The organism is Stomatobaculum sp. F0698, assembly GCF_030644385.1.
In the GTDB taxonomy this organism is placed as follows: domain Bacteria; phylum Bacillota; class Clostridia; order Lachnospirales; family Lachnospiraceae; genus Moryella.
Genome location: NZ_CP130060.1, coordinates 987,059 through 1,004,286, shown reverse-complemented (window position 1 = coordinate 1,004,286; position 17,228 = coordinate 987,059). Strand labels below are relative to the sequence as shown.

At 53.1% G+C, this 17,228-nt stretch carries 18 protein-coding genes; 15 read left to right on the top strand and 3 right to left on the bottom strand.

Features of this window, described 5'->3' with window-relative positions:
- Positions 1 to 51: 51 nt before the first annotated feature.
- Genes QU660_RS04760 through galE form a run of 3 tightly spaced genes read left to right on the top strand, consistent with a single transcriptional unit; the run spans position 52 to position 3,072 of the window.
- On the top strand, positions 52 to 789 hold the full coding sequence (locus tag QU660_RS04760; RefSeq protein ID WP_304947169.1) for an IMP cyclohydrolase: 738 nt from the start codon (positions 52 to 54) through the stop codon (positions 787 to 789).
- A 1-nt stretch (position 790) separates the two neighbouring features.
- Positions 791 to 1,969 carry a phosphoribosylaminoimidazolecarboxamide formyltransferase gene (locus tag QU660_RS04755; RefSeq protein WP_304947168.1) on the top strand — a complete coding sequence of 393 codons (1,179 nt, stop codon included), beginning with the start codon at positions 791 to 793 and terminating at the stop codon, positions 1,967 to 1,969.
- A gap of 47 nt (positions 1,970 to 2,016) precedes the next feature.
- A complete protein-coding gene (gene galE / locus QU660_RS04750; protein ID WP_304947167.1) occupies positions 2,017 to 3,072 on the top strand; it encodes a UDP-glucose 4-epimerase GalE in 1,056 nt (351 codons plus the stop codon).
- Between the two features lie 72 nt (positions 3,073 to 3,144).
- Here the strand turns inward: galE and dprA are convergent, their stop codons facing one another.
- Both dprA and QU660_RS04740 read right to left on the bottom strand, forming a co-directional pair.
- Positions 3,145 to 4,242, bottom strand: coding sequence for a DNA-processing protein DprA (gene dprA, locus QU660_RS04745; RefSeq protein WP_304947166.1), 1,098 nt, complete (start codon positions 4,240 to 4,242; stop codon positions 3,145 to 3,147).
- A 1-nt stretch (position 4,243) separates the two neighbouring features.
- On the bottom strand, positions 4,244 to 5,824 hold the full coding sequence (locus QU660_RS04740; RefSeq protein WP_304947165.1) for a YifB family Mg chelatase-like AAA ATPase: 1,581 nt from the start codon (positions 5,822 to 5,824) through the stop codon (positions 4,244 to 4,246).
- 556 nt (positions 5,825 to 6,380) lie between these two features.
- Between QU660_RS04740 and gmk the strand changes: the two genes are divergently transcribed.
- Genes gmk through QU660_RS04700 form a run of 8 tightly spaced genes read left to right on the top strand, consistent with a single transcriptional unit; the run spans position 6,381 to position 11,386 of the window.
- Entirely contained in the window at positions 6,381 to 7,028 is a 648-nt protein-coding gene (gmk, locus tag QU660_RS04735; protein ID WP_304947164.1) for a guanylate kinase, read from the top strand.
- Positions 7,029 to 7,310, top strand: coding sequence for a DNA-directed RNA polymerase subunit omega (rpoZ, locus tag QU660_RS04730; RefSeq protein WP_304947163.1), 282 nt, complete (start codon positions 7,029 to 7,031; stop codon positions 7,308 to 7,310).
- Positions 7,307 to 8,656 carry a 30S ribosomal protein S12 methylthiotransferase RimO gene (rimO, locus tag QU660_RS04725; protein ID WP_304947162.1) on the top strand — a complete coding sequence of 450 codons (1,350 nt, stop codon included), beginning with the start codon at positions 7,307 to 7,309 and terminating at the stop codon, positions 8,654 to 8,656. Before rpoZ ends, rimO begins: the two co-directional genes overlap by 4 nt.
- The gene (pgsA, locus tag QU660_RS04720) at positions 8,640 to 9,185 is read left to right on the top strand and encodes a CDP-diacylglycerol--glycerol-3-phosphate 3-phosphatidyltransferase (protein WP_304947226.1); all 546 of its coding nucleotides are present in this window, start codon (positions 8,640 to 8,642) and stop codon (positions 9,183 to 9,185) included. The genes rimO and pgsA overlap by 17 nt, the downstream gene beginning before the upstream one ends.
- A 2-nt stretch (positions 9,186 to 9,187) precedes the next feature.
- A complete protein-coding gene (locus tag QU660_RS04715) occupies positions 9,188 to 9,706 on the top strand; it encodes a CinA family protein (RefSeq protein ID WP_304947161.1) in 519 nt (172 codons plus the stop codon).
- A gap of 1 nt (position 9,707) precedes the next feature.
- Complete coding sequence (locus QU660_RS04710; protein ID WP_304947160.1) at positions 9,708 to 10,025, top strand: hypothetical protein; 318 nt, start codon at positions 9,708 to 9,710, stop codon at positions 10,023 to 10,025.
- The gene (locus tag QU660_RS04705; RefSeq protein WP_304947159.1) at positions 10,006 to 10,980 is read left to right on the top strand and encodes a hypothetical protein; all 975 of its coding nucleotides are present in this window, start codon (positions 10,006 to 10,008) and stop codon (positions 10,978 to 10,980) included. The genes QU660_RS04710 and QU660_RS04705 overlap by 20 nt, the downstream gene beginning before the upstream one ends.
- Positions 10,973 to 11,386 (top strand): GerW family sporulation protein, encoded by a 414-nt coding sequence (locus tag QU660_RS04700; protein ID WP_304947158.1) that lies wholly within the window; start codon positions 10,973 to 10,975, stop codon positions 11,384 to 11,386. Before QU660_RS04705 ends, QU660_RS04700 begins: the two co-directional genes overlap by 8 nt.
- A 122-nt stretch (positions 11,387 to 11,508) precedes the next feature.
- Here the strand turns inward: QU660_RS04700 and rpmB are convergent, their stop codons facing one another.
- Positions 11,509 to 11,694, bottom strand: a complete 186-nt coding sequence (rpmB, locus tag QU660_RS04695) for a 50S ribosomal protein L28 (RefSeq protein ID WP_009532111.1) — start codon at positions 11,692 to 11,694, stop codon at positions 11,509 to 11,511.
- A gap of 206 nt (positions 11,695 to 11,900) precedes the next feature.
- Between rpmB and QU660_RS04690 the strand changes: the two genes are divergently transcribed.
- From QU660_RS04690 to recG, 4 genes are all read left to right on the top strand, one after another.
- Entirely contained in the window at positions 11,901 to 12,932 is a 1,032-nt protein-coding gene (locus tag QU660_RS04690) for an IS30 family transposase (RefSeq protein ID WP_304945692.1), read from the top strand.
- Between the two features lie 98 nt (positions 12,933 to 13,030).
- On the top strand, positions 13,031 to 13,393 hold the full coding sequence (locus QU660_RS04685; RefSeq protein WP_304947157.1) for an Asp23/Gls24 family envelope stress response protein: 363 nt from the start codon (positions 13,031 to 13,033) through the stop codon (positions 13,391 to 13,393).
- Between the two features lie 19 nt (positions 13,394 to 13,412).
- Entirely contained in the window at positions 13,413 to 15,101 is a 1,689-nt protein-coding gene (locus QU660_RS04680) for a DAK2 domain-containing protein (protein WP_304947156.1), read from the top strand.
- Positions 15,102 to 15,188: 87 nt separating this feature from the next.
- Positions 15,189 to 17,222, top strand: coding sequence for an ATP-dependent DNA helicase RecG (recG, locus tag QU660_RS04675; RefSeq protein ID WP_304947155.1), 2,034 nt, complete (start codon positions 15,189 to 15,191; stop codon positions 17,220 to 17,222).
- Positions 17,223 to 17,228: the final 6 nt, after the last annotated feature.

Sequence of the window (17,228 nt, the reverse complement as noted above, 5' to 3'; positions counted from 1 at the left end):
GGGTGTTATGATACAGGCGATACTGAATGCAGACAGGAAGGAGATTTTTTCATGGAAAAAAGTTCCCTTTATGAGGAGCTTCGGGGCAATCGTTACCCGGGCAGAGGGATTGTTCTCGGGAGAAGCGAGGACGGGAAAAAGGCCATGCTCGCCTACTTCATCATGGGGCGCAGCGAGAATTCGAGAAACCGTATTTTTTCCCGCACGGAGGACGGTATACGCACAGAGGCCTTCGATCCGGCAAAACTCTCCGATCCGTCGCTGATTATCTATGCACCGGTGCGTCGTCTGGAGAACCGTCTGATTGTGAGCAACGGAGACCAGACCGACACCATATACGAGGGCTTTCGGCGCGGCCTTTCGCTCTCAGAGGCGCTCAGCGCACGTGCGTTTGAGCCGGATGCACCGAACTATACACCGCGTATTTCCGGAGTTCTCCGATTTGCGGACGGGGACTTCTCCTATGAGCTCAGTATTCTGAAGAGCGACCGCATGAATCCGGATCAGTGCCTCCGATTCTACTTTAACTATGCAACACCGCTCCCCGGTGAGGGCCATTTCATTCACACTTACATCGGTGACGGCAATCCGTTACAGAGCTTTTGCGGAGAGCCGAAGTGCATTGCCGTCGCTGACGAACTCGATGCATTTGCGGCAAAGATTTGGGATGCTCTGGATCCGGAGAATAAAATTTCACTCTATGTTCGCGAAACGGATCTAACGGACGGGACAGGCAAAAATTACCGAGAAGTACTTATCAACCGCAACGAAAAGAAGCAGGAGGCTTAACATGAAAGAGTTGACGCTCAAATACGGCTGCAATCCGAATCAGAAGCCGGCCAGAATTTTTATGCAGGAAGACCGAGAGCTTCCGGTCAAAGTACTTTCCGGAACTCCGGGCTATATCAATTTTCTGGATGCACTGAACGGCTGGCTGCTGGTGCACGAATTAAAAGAGGCGACCGGCCTTCCCGCCGCTACTTCGTTTAAGCATGTCTCTCCTGCGGGCGCCGCCTGCGGACGCCCGCTCTCGGACACCCTGAAAAAAATCTACTGGATTGAGGATGCCGGCGAACTGAGTCCGCTTGCCTGCGCTTACGCAAGGGCACGCGGTGCCGATCGCATGTCGAGCTTCGGAGACTTTATTGCTCTTTCGGATGTCTGCGACGCGGATACCGCACGCCTCATTAAACGCGAGGTCTCGGACGGTGTGATTGCCCCCGGTTATACGGAGGAAGCACTCGCCATACTCCGCGAGAAGAAGAAGGGCAGGTACAATGTAATTGAAATCGACCCCTCGTATCGACCGGCGGAAACCGAAGTTAAGCAGGTCTTCGGGGTCAGTTTCGAGCAGGGAAGAAACGAATTGCCGCTCACGCGCGAACTCCTCGAAAACGTTGTGACCGAGGCAAAGGAAATCCCGGAGTCCGCTAAGACGGACCTGCTGATTGCGCTGATTACGCTGAAATACACGCAGAGCAATTCGGTCTGCTATGCGCTGGACGGACAGGCCATCGGCATCGGCGCGGGGCAGCAGTCGCGTGTTCACTGCACCCGCCTCGCAGGCCAGAAAGCCGACAACTGGTATCTACGCCAGGCCCCCGAGGTCTTACAGCTTCCCTTCCGTCCGGAGGTAAGCCGCGCGGAGCGCGACAACGCGATTGATGTCTACATCGGCGATGAAAGCGAGGATTTGCTTCGCGACGGCAGCTGGGAGCGCGTATTTACCCTTAAGCCCGCGCCCTTTACCCGGGAGGCGAAGCGCGCTTGGCTTGACGGTCTTAAGGGGGTTGCGCTCGCTTCGGACGCTTTCTTCCCCTTCGGAGACAATATCGAGCGCGCAAGAAAGAGCGGTGTCTCCTACATCGCCGAGCCGGGCGGCTCGATTCGAGATGATCAGGTCATTGAGACCTGCAACCGCTACGGCATTGCGATGGCCTTCACCGGTCTTCGTCTTTTCCACCACTGAGATACAGACATCAATTTACTATTAATTCAAAGAGAGGAGTTGTTGTTATGGCGATTTTAGTGACCGGCGGTGCCGGCTTTATCGGCAGCCACACTTGCGTGGAACTTTTGAATGCGGGCTATGAGGTTGTTGTCGTTGACAACCTCGTGAATTCCAGTAAGGAATCCCTGAACCGCGTGATGGAAATCACGGGAAAAAAGCTGCATTTTTACGAGTTGGATCTTTTGGATAAAAAGAATCTGGATCAGGTCTTTGCCAAGGAAGATATCGAGGCGGTCATCCACTTTGCGGGCCTTAAAGCAGTCGGCGAGTCCGTCTACAAGCCGCTCGAGTACTATCACAACAATATTACCGGTACTCTGGTGCTCTGTGAGTGCATGCGGAAGTACGGCGTGAAGAACATTGTCTTCTCTTCCAGCGCAACGGTTTACGGCGACCCTGCTTTTGTGCCGATTACCGAGGAGTGCCCGAAGGGCGAGGTTACCAATCCCTACGGAAGAACCAAGGCCATGCTCGAGCAGATTCTGACCGACCTTCACACCGCGGATGCGGATTGGAATGTCATGCTGCTCCGCTACTTTAACCCGATCGGCGCACACGAATCCGGACGCATGGGAGAGAACCCGAAGGGTGTGCCGAATAACCTGCTTCCCTACATCACCCAGGTCGCAATCGGAAAGCTGGTCTGCCTCGGCGTCTTTGGCAATGACTATGAGACCAAGGACGGCACCTGCATTCGCGACTACATCCACGTCGTGGATCTCGCAAAAGGCCATGTGAAGGCACTCGAGAAAATGGTGAAGGATGCGCCGGAGGTCAGAATTTACAACCTCGGAACCGGAACCGGCTATTCGGTGCTCGATGTCATCACGGCGTTCGAGAAGGCAAACGATCTGAAAATCAACTATGTTTTCAAGGAGCGCCGCGCGGGCGATGTTCCGGCTTGCTATGCGGATCCCTCAAAGGCGGAGCGCGAGCTCGGCTGGAAGACGGAGAAGACGCTCGAAGAGATGTGCCGCGACTCCTGGAGATGGCAGAAAAACAATCCGAACGGCTATGAGGACACCGGACTCACGATACGGAAAAAGGGAGAGCTGCGCTAATCCGAAGAGACCTTGTTTTGATACGAAAACCGCCGCCTCACAGGTTTTACTGTGAGGCGGCGGTTTTTTGCGTTAACAGGCGCTGTAATAGTTGGCGGAGAGCTGCTCCACATAGCCTTCGAGCTCCAATTTTAAGAGACAGCGCATAACCGTGCCGATGTCGTAGCCGCTGCGCTGCAAAAGACGGTTTAAAAAGCTGGGCTCTTCTTTGATGAGGCGGTAAAGCGTGCCTTCTTCCGGCGATAATTTTTCCAGTGAGCGCGTGCGGGGCTCCAACATGCAGCGCAGACGCAGTCCGAGATAGTCGACGATATCCTGCGGGCTTTGGAGTAGGTTTGCCCCGTTTTGAATAAAGACATGGCAGCCCCGGCTCAGGGGATCGGTGATGCGCCCCGGAAGACAGAAGATTTCCTTTCCCTGTTCCAGTGCTGACCCTACCGTGATGGAACTGCCGCTCTGTTGTTCCCGCGCTTCCAGGACACAGAGGCAGTCCCCGAGGGCGGCAATGAGTCGATTGCGGTCCGGAAAGTGCCAGGCGCGCGACAGTTCATCCGGCGGAAACTCACTCAGAATTCCGTTTCCGTCCTCACAGAGCCTCGAAAAAAGCGCATAGTTTTCCTTGGGATAGCAGATATTGACGCCGCAGCCGAGGACAGCATAGCTCTTGCCGCCGGCTGCCAGGGCAGCTTCTCCCGCGCGGCTGTCGATTCCCGCTGCGAGTCCGCTCACAATGGCTATGCCTTTTGCGGCGAGCTCCGAAGCGATAAAGTCCGCCATGCGAAGGCCGTAGGAACTCGCACTTCGGCTCCCGATGACCGATACGGTAGGCGTGTATTCCATGGGTAACTCACCCTTTAGGTAGAGCCAGAGCGGCGGATCCGCCAGCGTTTTAAAGCGCGAGGGCCAATCTGCCTCCCGGGACGTGAGAAAGCGAATACGGCGCAGGGCAAGGGCCTCCTCAATCTGTCTTAGCGCCTCAGCCACTGCGGCAGGAGAAGGCGCTAGGCGCGAGAGTTTATCCCGCATGCCGGCAGGATAGGCCTCCGAGCTCTCGGCAGAGAGCGTAAACAAATCCTCGACGGAACGTATATCACCGGGCAATTTTCGCACTTCCCCGCGCGTCAAACGAAGGGCATAGGATAGATACAGGTAGAGGGCTCGTTGTTTCATATCAATTCCGCCTCTTCGGATATGCGGGATGCAGGCTTTGACGCGCCAATTTGGAGACGCTTCCCCAGTACTTCTCCTCCGGAGAGCGGTAGGCAAGCGCCTCGGCGAGATAGGCGCGCTGAATCTCGGGCGCCCCGTCAAAATCTGCGGCTGTCCGCGCGACTTTCAGGAGTTTATGCAGAGCGCGCGCCGACATGGAGCCGGAATTATAAAGCGCCTCCAGGAATTCCGAGTCCTCTTTGCAAAGCGAACAGTGGGCTTCGATTTGCGCGGGGCTCATCTCCGCATTGAAATGAATGCCGCTCCCCTGAAAGCGTCGCTCCTGGATATCGCGCACGCGCTCCACAGCGCGCTGCATGGCCGGATTCTCTCTCGGACGCTCCTTGCGCTGCAGGGCGGAAAACGGAACGGCCTCAGTCTCGGCGCAGAGGTCGATGCGGTCAAGCAAGGGTTTTGAGATATGGCTCAGATAGGTTCTTACCTGGGCCTCGGTGCAGCGGCAGCGGTTGCGGTCCGGCCAGAAGCCGCACTTACAGGGATTCATGGCACAGACAAGCTGAAAGTTGGCGGGAAAGGTAAAGTTTCCGCTGACGCGGCTTATGTGCACCCGATGTTCTTCCAGCGGCTGACGCAGAATTTCAAGCGTCGCGGCATGATATTCCGGAAGCTCGTCTAAGAAGAGCACACCCTCATGGGCAAGGCTGATCTCCCCGGGGCGCGGCTTTTGACCGCCGCCGGATAGCGCAAGACCGGTCACTGTGTGGTGGGGAGAGCGATAGGGGCGTTTGGTCATCAGGGGTTTGTCAGACGGAAGCAGACCGCTGATGCTGTAAATTTCCGAGACACTGAGCCGCTCCTCCCGGCTCATGGCCGGCAGTATGTGCGGAAGCCTTGCGGCAATCATGCTTTTTCCGGTGCCCGCAGGTCCGATATACAGGATATTGTGTCGCCCGCCTGCGGCGAGCAGAGTGGCGCGCTTCACAAGTTCCTGACCGGCAAGATCCGAAAAATCAGGTGTATCCTCCAAAGAGAGACTGCTCTCTGCATAAACGGCGGGCGCGGGTAGGTCTTTCTTTCCCCGCAGCAGTTCAACGAGCTCCGAGAGTGTGGAGACACCGTAGCAGTCAATGCCACCGATTACACTGCCTTCGCGCAGATTTTCGAGCGGCAAAAAACAGCGCCTTAGTCTCGCCGCTTCGGCGCAGCGTACCATAGAAAGCACACCGCGCACGGGCAGAATTTCCCCGCTGAGCGAAAGCTCTCCGGCAAACAAGGTATCCGTGAGGAGCTGCTCCGGCAGTTGGCCGTAGGCAGCGAGTAGGGCGACCGCAATCGGCACATCGTAGGCACAACCCTCTTTTCGGAGTTCCGCCGGGCTCAGATTCAGCGTGACACGGCGCGGTTCCAATCGGAATCCGCTGTTACCGAGCGCGGTCCTGACACGATCCGCCGCCTCGCGTACCGAGGCCGCCAGAGAACCGATGAAGGTGATGGTGGGAAAGCCTTGTTCGACATCCGCCTCGCAGCGGACCAGAACGCCTTGTGTGCCGATGAGACCGGCCGCATAGATTTTCTTTAGCATACATGACTCCCGAAAATGAGATGAGAAAAAACGCCGGCGCTAGACGGAAATACAGCGCAGAGGCGTAATTTACCGCGCCGAAACAAAGAAGTAGATCCGTAAAGTGGGGGATAGATAAATGAGATAAGGGTGCATCGGAAAGCTGCATCGGAGGAGCAAAAAGAAAAGATAGGGAAAGGTAGGTTGCGCAAATCAGAGAATAAACGTTACGCAAGTTGCGGAAGAGAAGTGCGCGAAAGAAAAGCGAAGAAAGAATGAATCACAAAGAATGACAAAGAATGCGGTGGCAAAAGAACGGAAGACGGCGATTCAGACCTCACTCCGCCGAAACGGACTCACCCGCCCGGGCAGAACTTTTACGGGAACAGAAATGGGTACAGAGAAGCGATTACGAGATTTGATATCAAAGAGAAAAGAGCATTATCAAAAGTATTCCTAACTATATCTATACTTATCTTATCAGAAGAAGAGCGAAGCGGCAAGGTTTGACTTGTTCTTTCCGGAGACGTATAATAAACTGATTACCAAATTAATGGCAGAAACGGAAGGAATTGCTGTGGCAGAAAAGAAAGAGAGAGGTCTGCTTGTCGTAATCTCGGGATTTTCCGGTGCAGGCAAGGGCACTTTGATACGGGAACTCATGCATCGATACCCCAACTATCGGCTCTCGGTTTCGGCGACTACCAGAGCGCCGCGCGCGGGAGAGGAAGACGGTAGGGATTACTTTTTTGTGTCTCGAGATCGTTTCGAGGAGATGATCGCGCAGTCGGAATTGATTGAATATGCATCCTACGTGGGCAATTATTACGGAACACCGAAGGCTTATGTCGAGAAGATGTTGGACGCCGGCCACGATGTGATACTCGAAATCGAAATCCAGGGTGCGCTCAAGGTAAAGGATATTTTCCCCGAGGCGGTCTTTGTCTTTGTCGCCCCGCCGAATGCGGAGAGCTTGGAACAGAGGCTCACGGGTCGGGGGACCGAGAGCAAAGAACAGGTACTCGCTCGTCTAAAGCGAGCGGCCGAAGAAAGTCGCTGGATGTCGGACTACGAGTATCTTCTGGTCAATGATGACCTTTCGGAGACGGTTGAAAATCTGCATGCACTTCTCAAGAGCCAGCATTTCAGCATGGGCCGTCACCGCGCTTTTACCGAAGAACTCGGTGCTGCATTGAACCGCTTTTATTCAGAGGAGGAAAAATAAATGTTACATCCGTCTTATACAGAGATTATCGATGCCGTCAACAGTGAGGTCGAGCCGGGCGAACAGCCGGTGGTACAGAGTCGTTACTCCATTGTCATTGCAACCGCGAAAAGAGCGAGACAGCTGATTGCCGGAGAGGTCGCGGAAGTCCCGGACTATAAAAAGAAGCCGCTTTCGGTCGCAATCGAAGAGCTCCATAAGGGCAAGGTTAAAATTGTTTCGGAGGACGAAACGGAAAATATCGAAGTCGGTACGGCAGAGCAGGAACAGGAAGAAGAATGAAAATATGCATGATCTCTCTGGGCTGCGATAAAAATCTCGTGGACTCGGAGATGATGCTCGGTTATCTGAAACGTGAAGATGTCTCTCTCACAGATGAACAGGCGGAAGCGGATGTTATCATCGTAAATACCTGTGCGTTCATTCTCGATGCGAAAGACGAGAGCATACAGACCATGCTCTCGGCCGCTCAATACAAGGAAGAGGGAAATTTAAAAGCGCTCATTATGGCGGGCTGTATGGCGGAGCGCTATAAAGATGAGGTGCTTCGTGAAATTCCGGAGATAGACGCGGTGGTCGGAACCTCGGCCTACGATAAAATCAGCGCTGTACTCGATCGTGTCTTGGACGGTGAAAAGGTGACTGAGTTTGAAGATTTAAGTCGTCTCCCGGCAATCGGAACCGAGGCTGCACGAGTACGGACCTCGCTCGCTTCCTACGGCTATCTGAAAATTGCCGAAGGTTGCGACAAACACTGCACTTACTGCATCATTCCTTCGCTCCGCGGCGGCTATCGGAGCTATCCGATGGAAGCCTTGGTGCGGGAGGCAGAACGGCTTGCCGAAGACGGCATCAAGGAACTCATCCTGGTTGCGCAGGAGACGACACGCTACGGCATGGATTTATACGGCGAGAAACGGCTTCCCGAGTTGCTTCACCGCTTATGTCGTATTGACGGCATTCAATGGATTCGTATTCTCTATTGTTATCCGGAGGAGATTACGGATGAGTTAATCGCGGTTATGGCAGAGGAAAAGAAGATTTGCCATTACTTGGATTTGCCCATTCAACATGCGAGCGATGCTGTGTTAAAGCGCATGGGACGCAGAACTTCACGGGCGGATTTGGAAGCTATCATTCGAAAACTTCGAAACGCCATGCCGGACATCGCGCTCCGCACAACACTGATCAGCGGCTTTCCGGGGGAGACCGAGGAAGATCAGGAGAGTGTTCTCTCCTTTGTCGAAGATATGCGCTTTGACCGCCTCGGCGTCTTTACCTATTCTCAGGAAGAAGATACACCGGCAGCCGCCTTCGAGGGGCAGATTGACGAAGAGGTCAAAGCAGCTCGTCGGGATCAGATTATGGAATTGCAACAGACTGTATCCCGCGAAAACCTTCAGCGTAAGGTCGGCGCACGCATGGAGGTGTTTGTCGAGGGCTATCTTCCCGAAGAAGATGTCTATATGGGGCGTACCTATATGGATGCACCGGATGTAGACGGTTATCTTTTCTTTCCGGCGAACGGTCTTGAGCTGATGTCCGGAAGTATAGTCCCTGTCCTGGTCACCGAAGCATCCGAGTATGATCTAAAAGGAGTGCTCTATGAAGATGAATCTGCCGAATAAGCTGACGCTTGCTCGCGTTATCATGGTTCCCTTCTTTGTCGCAGCTCTGCTTTACCGAGAAGGGGATTCCACACCGGCTCGCTTGCTTGCCCTCGGCCTTTTTCTGATTGCGAGTTTCACCGATTTTTTGGATGGCTATATCGCCAGAAAATATCAGCTCATTACAAATTTCGGAAAATTCATGGATCCGCTTGCAGACAAGCTTTTGGTCTGCTCGGCCCTCATTTGCTTTGTCGGCCTGATGGAGCTCTCGCCTTGGATTACCATTGCCGTGGTTGCGCGAGAATTTATCATCAGCGGTTTTCGTCTCATTGCTGCGGAACACGGGAAGGTAATCGCTGCGGGAATCTGGGGAAAGCTTAAAACCGTGAGCCAGATGATATGTATTGTGCTCCTGCTGATACGCCCGGACGGAAACGGCACAATCAATGTGCTCACCGAAGTCTTTGTGTGGCTGATGCTCGCTCTCACATTAATCTCACTCGCGGAATATATTTGGAAGAACCGTGAGGTTCTTCGGGAAGGATAATCATGGAACTCTATGATTCCGGCAGCACGGCTGATTTGGATCGCCTGGCTGACTCCTGCGTCGACTTGCTTCGAAAGCACAAATTAATCGTCACAACCGCAGAATCTTGCACCGGCGGGATGTTGTCCGCAAAATTGGTGGACATTCCGGGCGTTTCGGAAGTGTTTCAGGAGGGCTATGTCACCTATTCGAACAAGTCGAAGCGGCGCCTTCTGAATGTCAGTAAATCCACACTGAAAAAATACGGCGCGGTGAGTACACAGACCGCACGTGAAATGGCAATCGGTGCCGTCTTCGCGGCGAGTGCTGATATTGCGGTTTCGATTACCGGAATTGCGGGACCGGACGGCGGGGACGAAGAAAAGCCGGTCGGCTTGGTGTTCATTGCTTGCTATATGAATGACCGCGTCACGGTGGAAGAGCATCACTTCCGCGGAACCAGGTCGGAGGTGCGCACGCAATCTGTACAGAGCGCACTTCGTCTGCTCCGCGCCACAATTTTGGAACAAAGTAAGGACTGACATGCGCATTTCCACGAATCTGTATTCCGGACCGCTGGCCGCACCGCGGCGCAGCGAAATCCTGGATAAGCTACAGCGCGGAGGCTCCTTGCCTTTTGTCTATGTCCTGACCGGGTCCCTACAAGCCGGGGAATTGATTGACATCTATTCCGTAAGCGAATTTCGACGTGATTTTGTGCAACGCGAAAATCCGCTGGTCATAGGCATAGCCATCGGGAAAAAAGAATCCTTTCAAGTTGCACAGACCATCATTACAGAGCTGTATGAGAGAAACGGAGCGGTGAATATCGATGCCAGCTTTGATACCGGCAATACTTAAAGCAATTCTGTTTCTGATTCTGCTTTTGCTGGGGCTTCTCCTCCTGATTCTGTTTCTTCTGTTATTCGTGCCGTTTTGCTATCGCGGAGACGGTAAACGCGTCGAGGAACAACTCTCCGGCGCATTGCGCGTTTCCTGGCTTTTCTCGTTGCTTCGCTTGAAGCTCACTTATCAAGAACGCATGAAAGCCGAACTCTACTTCCTCTGTTTCCGCCTCTATCGTTTGGAAAACGAAGAAGAGGAGGCGAGAGCACAAATCGCGGACGGGGATGTTCGGGAAGCCTCGGAAAACGCACAGAAGACAGAGACAGCAGTTCCGCCCGCAAGCGAAACCGAAGCCATTCCCGTGACTGAGCAAAACATCGCGGGGAAAGGGACGGGAGTCTTGTCGGAGAAGAAGAACGAGACAGAAGCTGCCTTGGAAGCCGCAGAAGAGAGACAGAGAAAAAAACAGCTTCGGGAGAAAAAGCATAGAAGGCTGAGCAAGGGAGAGCGTTCTCCCGAGGGCGAGCCGATGCAGGGAAAGATTGCTGCTGTTTGGAACCGTCTGCGGCAACTGTACCGAAGAGCGGAAACGGAATATGATTTTTTTCAGAGCGAAAGAACCCAACGTTTTTTGCACTTTTTAAAGAAGAAGTTGTTTCGCTTTTTGCGCGAACTGATTCCGCGGCGCATCGCGGGAGAGTTGCGTTTCGGATTTGCGGATCCGGCAACGACGGGACAGGTGGCAGCTCTGGCAGCGCTCTTGTTACCGTTTTACCGGGACAGTTTGCGGATAGAGCCTTTGTTTGACCGTGAGGAGCTCTCCGGCGAACTCAGTTTTCGCGGACATTTGCAGTTGTTTGTATTTTTATTTGGCGCAGCACAAGTTTGGTTTCACCGGGATTTCCGATATGTGTATCGGCACATTCGCGGAAGGGACAAGAGACAGAAGACGGAGGGAGTACATGGCTGACAAGCGTTTTGCGGAACAGGCGGAGGCACTGTTCCAGGGAATGAATGCATTTATATCCACGAAAACCGTGGTCGGTGCGCCGCAGCAGGCGGGCGATGCCATCATTATACCGCTGGTGGATGTCTCCTGCGGCATGGCGACCGGAGCCTTTGCGGATAAGAAGGGCAGCAGTGACGGGAACGGCGCCGGCGGTATGAGCACCAAAATTTCTCCGGCAGCTGTTTTGATTATTCAGAACGGCGTAACCAAGCTGGTCAATGTGAAGAATCAGGACGCCGTGACCCGCGTCATGGATTTGGTTCCGGACGTCATCAATCGCTTTACCGCGAATTCCAAGATTTCTCCCGAGACCACCGAGAGAGCCGTTCAGGTGGTAAAGGACACGGACGGCGGCAAGCAGAACTGAAGCTCACATCAAAAAAATATCGCCCCGCCTTATCCGATGCACGGAGAAAGGGGGGCGAATTTTTTTCGGACAAATCAAAAAGCCACCCGAGGTCGGGCGGCTTTTTGATTCATGAAGAAAACTTATGCTCTCTCAACGAAGTTCGAGCGAAGGCAGGAAGTGCAAATATACATCTTCCGCACTCCGCCTTCCGTCTTGACCTTAACGGACTTGACGTTTGCCTTCCAGATGCGATTGCTTCTTCTATGAGAATGGCTCACGTTATTTCCGAAGTGAGCTGCCTTTTCGCAAATAGCACACTTTGCCATGGTAACACCTCCTATCTTCTTTGGACCCTGCAGATTCAAAGTCCATATCGCTCCTAATTCTAACAGAGCCATGCGGCAATTGCAAGTAAATTCTTGGCTTTCTTTTCAGGGATGATTGTAAGATGAACTAGGACAATAAAAAAGAGCCGATGACGAACTCGTGGTATGATGAAGCTACCACACACCAACACACCAGGAGGTTCGCCATGGCCCAGAACGAGTATACCACAAATAGAAAATATCGCCACCTGACACGCGAAAAGCGTGCACAGATTGAAGTGCTGCTGCAATTAAAGCTCCCCAAAAGTCGCATCGCGCGCGAAATCGGGATTGCAAGGTCAACTTTATATAATGAACTTGCCAGAGGTACTGTACAGCAGTTAGGACGGAATCTGGAGCCATACACTCGGTACTTTGGAGATTCGGGACAGCGTGTCTACGAACATCGAAGACGAAATAGTCATTGCCCCATGAAGCTGGTGAAAGCTAAGAAGTTCGTGTCTTTTGCAGTAAAGCAGATACTGACAAAGCATCTGGCACCTGATACGATTTGCGGTCTTGCCAAAGAAAAGGGCTGTTTCACCGAGCTGGTTTGCAGCAAGACACTTTATAACTATATTGAGCGTGGATTGTTAAAAGCTCGAAATATCGATCTCGCGCTAAAGGTCAAACGTAAACAACACCGTAAGGGACATCCGCAGCATAAGCGGCTGTATGGCCTGAGTATTGAAGCTCGCCCCCAAGTAGTCAATCAGCGGGAGGAGTTTGGGCATTGGGAGATTGATACCGTGGTCGGTCGAAAGGAGTCACAATCCGTTTTGTTGACACTGGATGAGCGAATCACAAGATTTCGACACATTATAAAGATACCCGGTAGAAGCACACAAGCGGTCGAGCAAGGTTTAAAAACGCTCCGAGAGCTATACGGAGAACGATTCAGCCAAGTCTTTCGCTCCATCACAAGTGACAATGGCAGTGAATTTGCTTCACTGCCACAGTTGCTTTCCACGATACCCATATACTATGCCCATCCTTACTCCGCCTACGAACGCGGACTGAATGAAAAGCAGAACTCATTGATTCGCCGGTTCTTACCAAAAGGGAGTTCTTTTGATGTAGTTACGGATGAGCAGATAAGAGAGATACAGAACTGGATCAATCAACTCCCTCGAAAATCCTTTCATTACAGTTCGCCGGAGGAATTATTTCAGACTGTCCTACTTGATCTTGCAATCTAGCGGCTTTCTTTTCAGCCACAAATAAGGTATACTTTTCAATGAAACCGATGCAAGCATAGAAGGCGGCGCAGCAGACTGCGCGCAAGGAAGGAAATCATATGGTCAAGGGACGACTCAACAATGAGATGGGACAGATTGCAGTGAGACCTGAAGTGATTGCTGCCTATGCGGGTTCCGTTGCCGTGGAGTGCTTTGGCATTGTCGGCATGGCGTCCGTCAGTATGAAGGACGGACTGGTTCGCCTGTTGGGCAGAAGCAAGCTCAGTCAGGGCATCCAGGTTATTATTACGCCGGAGAACAAGCTTCGCATTTCCTTTCATCTGATTGTCGCCTACGGCGTGAACATCAATACCGTGTCCGACAATCTGATTGAGAATGTCAAATACCGCGTGGAAGCCTTTTCCGGAATGGAAATCGAGAGAATTAAAATCTATGTAGAGGACGTCAGATCGATTGACTGACATAGGAGGAATTTGCGCTTTGGAAATTCATGAATTGAATGCCTTTGTGATTCGCAAGTGTTTTTTGGCTGCTGCCAATGAACTTGCATCCAAAAAGGAATGGATTAATGAGTTGAATGTATTTCCGGTTCCGGACGGCGACACGGGCACCAACATGACGATGACTATCATGTCCGCAGCCAAAGAAGTCGCCGCGCTGGAAACCGATGATATGCAAGCGCTCTGCAAGGCCATTGCCTCCGGTTCGCTCCGCGGTGCCCGCGGCAATTCAGGTGTCATCCTCTCTCAGCTGTTTCGTGGTTTTACACGCGAACTCGCTGCCGCAGAGGGAGATATTAAAATTCCGCAACTTACCGCCGCACTGGTCCGTGCGACCGAGACTGCTTACAAAGCGGTTATGAAGCCGAAAGAGGGTACAATACTCACGGTGGCCCGTGCGATGAGCGATAAGGCGGAGGAGCTTCAGCGCAGTGCAACGGATATCCTGAGCTTTGCGAAAGATGTGATTGCAGCCGGCGACTCGGCTCTGCAGCAGACCCCTGAGCTTTTGCCGGTCTTAAAACAGGCAGGTGTGGTTGATTCCGGCGGTCAGGGTCTCATGACGGTGATGCACGGTGCTTTTCAGGCGCTGAGCGGTGAAATCGGCGAGGTTTTCCTTGAGAATTTCGACCCGACGCAGGCGAGCGAAAGTGCCGAGGTCCGTCACATCGACACCTCCAATCTGGACACTTCCGAGATTCACTTCGGCTACTGCACCGAGTTTATCGTCAATTTGGAAAAACCGCTCAGCGAAAGCCAAGAACATGAATTTCAGGCTTTTCTCGAGTCGATCGGTGACTCGATTGTCTGCGTTGCATCGGACGAAGTCGTTAAGGTACATGTTCATACCAACGACCCGGGTCTTGCAATTCAGAAGGGCCTCAGTCTGGGTTCTCTCTCCCGCATGAAAATCGACAACATGCGCGAGGAACACAACGAGCGTCTGATTCGCAATGCCTCACAGATTGCTGCGGAAGAGCAGCGTAAAAAGGCCGAGCCGGCGGAGAAAAAGCCTTACGGTTTTCTGGCAGTTTCGGCGGGTGAGGGTCTGGACCATATCTTCAAGGAAATCGGCGTGGACCGGATTATCTCGGGCGGTCAGACCATGAATCCGAGCACCGAAGATATTCTGAATGCCCTTTCGGAAATTCACGCGGAGACCGTTTTCATTCTCCCGAACAATAAGAACATTATTCTTGCCGCACAACAGGCCTGCAGCTTGGTCGAGGACAAGAATTTGATCGTGGTGCCGACGCGCAATATTCCCGAGGGAATCACCGCAATGGTGAGCTTCCTTCCGGAGAGCAGTCCGGAAGAAAACCTCGCATCCATGCAGGCAGCGATTCAGCAGCTTGCAACGGCTGAGGTCACCTATGCCGTGCGTGACACGACCATGGATGATTTTGAGATTCACGCGGGCGATTTCATGGCAATCGGCAAGAACGGTATGCTGACCGTCGAAAAGAAGGTTGAAGACGCAGTTCTGAATGCCATTGAAAAGCTCACCGAGAACGGCGAAGAGCTGGTCACGCTTTACTACGGAAGCGATGTTCCGGAAAGCGACGCGGTACAGCTCAAGGAGCTTGCGGAAGCACGCTTTGAGGATTGTGAAGTAGAATTAAACTACGGCGGACAGCCCGTCTACTATTATCTCATTTCTGCGGAGTGAGTCAGCCTGTTCGGCCGCTCCTCAAAAAGGATTTCCCGCCGGGAAATCCTTTTTTTATCGCAGTTTCCGATTCGGAAAGGAGAGCTTATGTCAAAGAGCATTGCGAAAGCGACCGCGCGCGTCACGGAATTGCGCGGCGTCGGCCCTAAGACGGCTGCAAGCTTGAAAGAGATGGGGATAGAGACCTTGGCCGACTTGCTCCGTCACTATCCGCTGCGCTTTGTCAACTATCCGGAAATTACGGAAATCGCTGCCTTGACCGACGAAGAGGTCGGCAATCCGATTGCGGTACACGCAGAGGCCGTGCGAGAGTTGGTGAGACGCGCGGGGACGCGGGTGCAGCTCTGCACAGGTACCTTCAGCGACGGCTCCGGTGAGATGCTTGCCACCTGGTATCACATGCCCTATCTTCGCAACACCCTGCGCCCCGGGCGGCGTGCGGTGCTATTCGGGAAACTGAATGCAAACGGAAAGCGCTTCGAACTACAGCAGCCTCAAATTTTCACCGCCGAACAATATGAAAAATTACTGCACAGGCCTGTTCCGCAATATGCCCTCCCGAAGGGCATAGGAGAGAAGACGTTTGCAAGCCTTATGGAGCAGGCACTCGCACTTTCTCCGCCGCTGACCGACTGGCTGCCGGAGCGCTTCTTGGAACGCTACGAACTGCTTCCCGAAGACAGAGCCGTACGGGAAATTCATCGTCCGCAGGATATGGATCACTTTGCGGCGGCACGCAAGCGCATTGTATTTGACGGCTTTTTCCGCTTTCTCTATGATGTGCGCCGCATGAAGGAGACAGTTCGCAACGAGAAATCCGACTTTGTCTTTGACGCTAAGGCGGCTATGACTGCGTTTTCAGCCGGGCTTCCCTTTACACTGACCGATGCGCAGAAAAAAGTGTGTCTGGAAATATCGAAGGATTTTATGTCGGGCAGTGTTATGAACCGCTTGGTACAGGGCGATGTCGGCTCCGGAAAAACCGCGGTTGCCGCTGCGGCTCTCTTTTCCGTTTGGCGTGCGGGCTTCCAGGGCGCACTGATGGCGCCTACCGAAGTGCTGGCAAGGCAACACTACCGTACCTTATCCGAACTTTTCGGCGCGTCCGAAGACAGACCGCGCATCGGCATACTGACCGGTTCTACCAAGGCGAAAGAGCGACGTGAACTCCTTGAGGGGCTGGCAAAGGGCGAGGTGGATATTCTGATCGGAACCCATGCCCTTTTGGAAGAACGCGTGGTTTTTTCAGCGCTTGCGTTGGTTGTGACCGACGAACAACACCGCTTCGGCGTACAGCAAAGGAAAACCCTCTCCGAAAAAGGAAAGCAGCCCCATGTGCTTGTGATGAGCGCCACCCCGATACCGCGCACCCTTGCGGTTATCCTCTACGGTGATTTGGATATTTCAGTCATCGATGCGCGCCCGACAGGCAGAACGCCCATCAAAAATGCCGTGATTGAGAAACAAGACAGGCCGAAGGCCCTCTTACACATTAAGCGCGAAGTCGAATCGGGGCACCAGGCCTATATCGTGTGTCCTCAGGTGGAGGCAAATCCCCTGACCGCGCTTGAGAATGTGGAGGACTACAGTGCGGCACTTCGCGTGAGTTTTCGCGGCGAGATTACGGTGGAGGCTCTGCACGGGCGCATGAAAGAAGCGGAAAAACAGCGTATTATGGAGCGCTTTCTTGCGGGTGAAATCTCCGTGCTGGTTGCGACAACCGTCATCGAAGTCGGTGTTGATGTGCCGAATGCAACCGTGATGATGATCGAAAATGCGGAGCGTTTCGGTCTTGCAACGCTTCACCAATTGCGTGGACGTATCGGCAGGGGCAAGGATCAGGCTTATTGTATTTTTGTCCAAGGGAAAAAAAGCCGGGAGGGAAGCGAACGTTTGGGACTCTTACAGCGCAGCAACGACGGCTTTGAGATTGCCGCGGCGGACTTAAAGCAGCGCGGACCCGGAGAGCTTTTCGGTGCGGTCCAGAGCGGAGAGTTGACATTCGGTCTCGGTGACATTTATAATGATTATTCAGTGCTTCAGCTTGCAAAAGAAGCTGTGGATGCGCTAGATCAAGCGGATTTCAATCTGCCTGTGGTACATAAAAAGGTCGTATTGTAGGGAGCA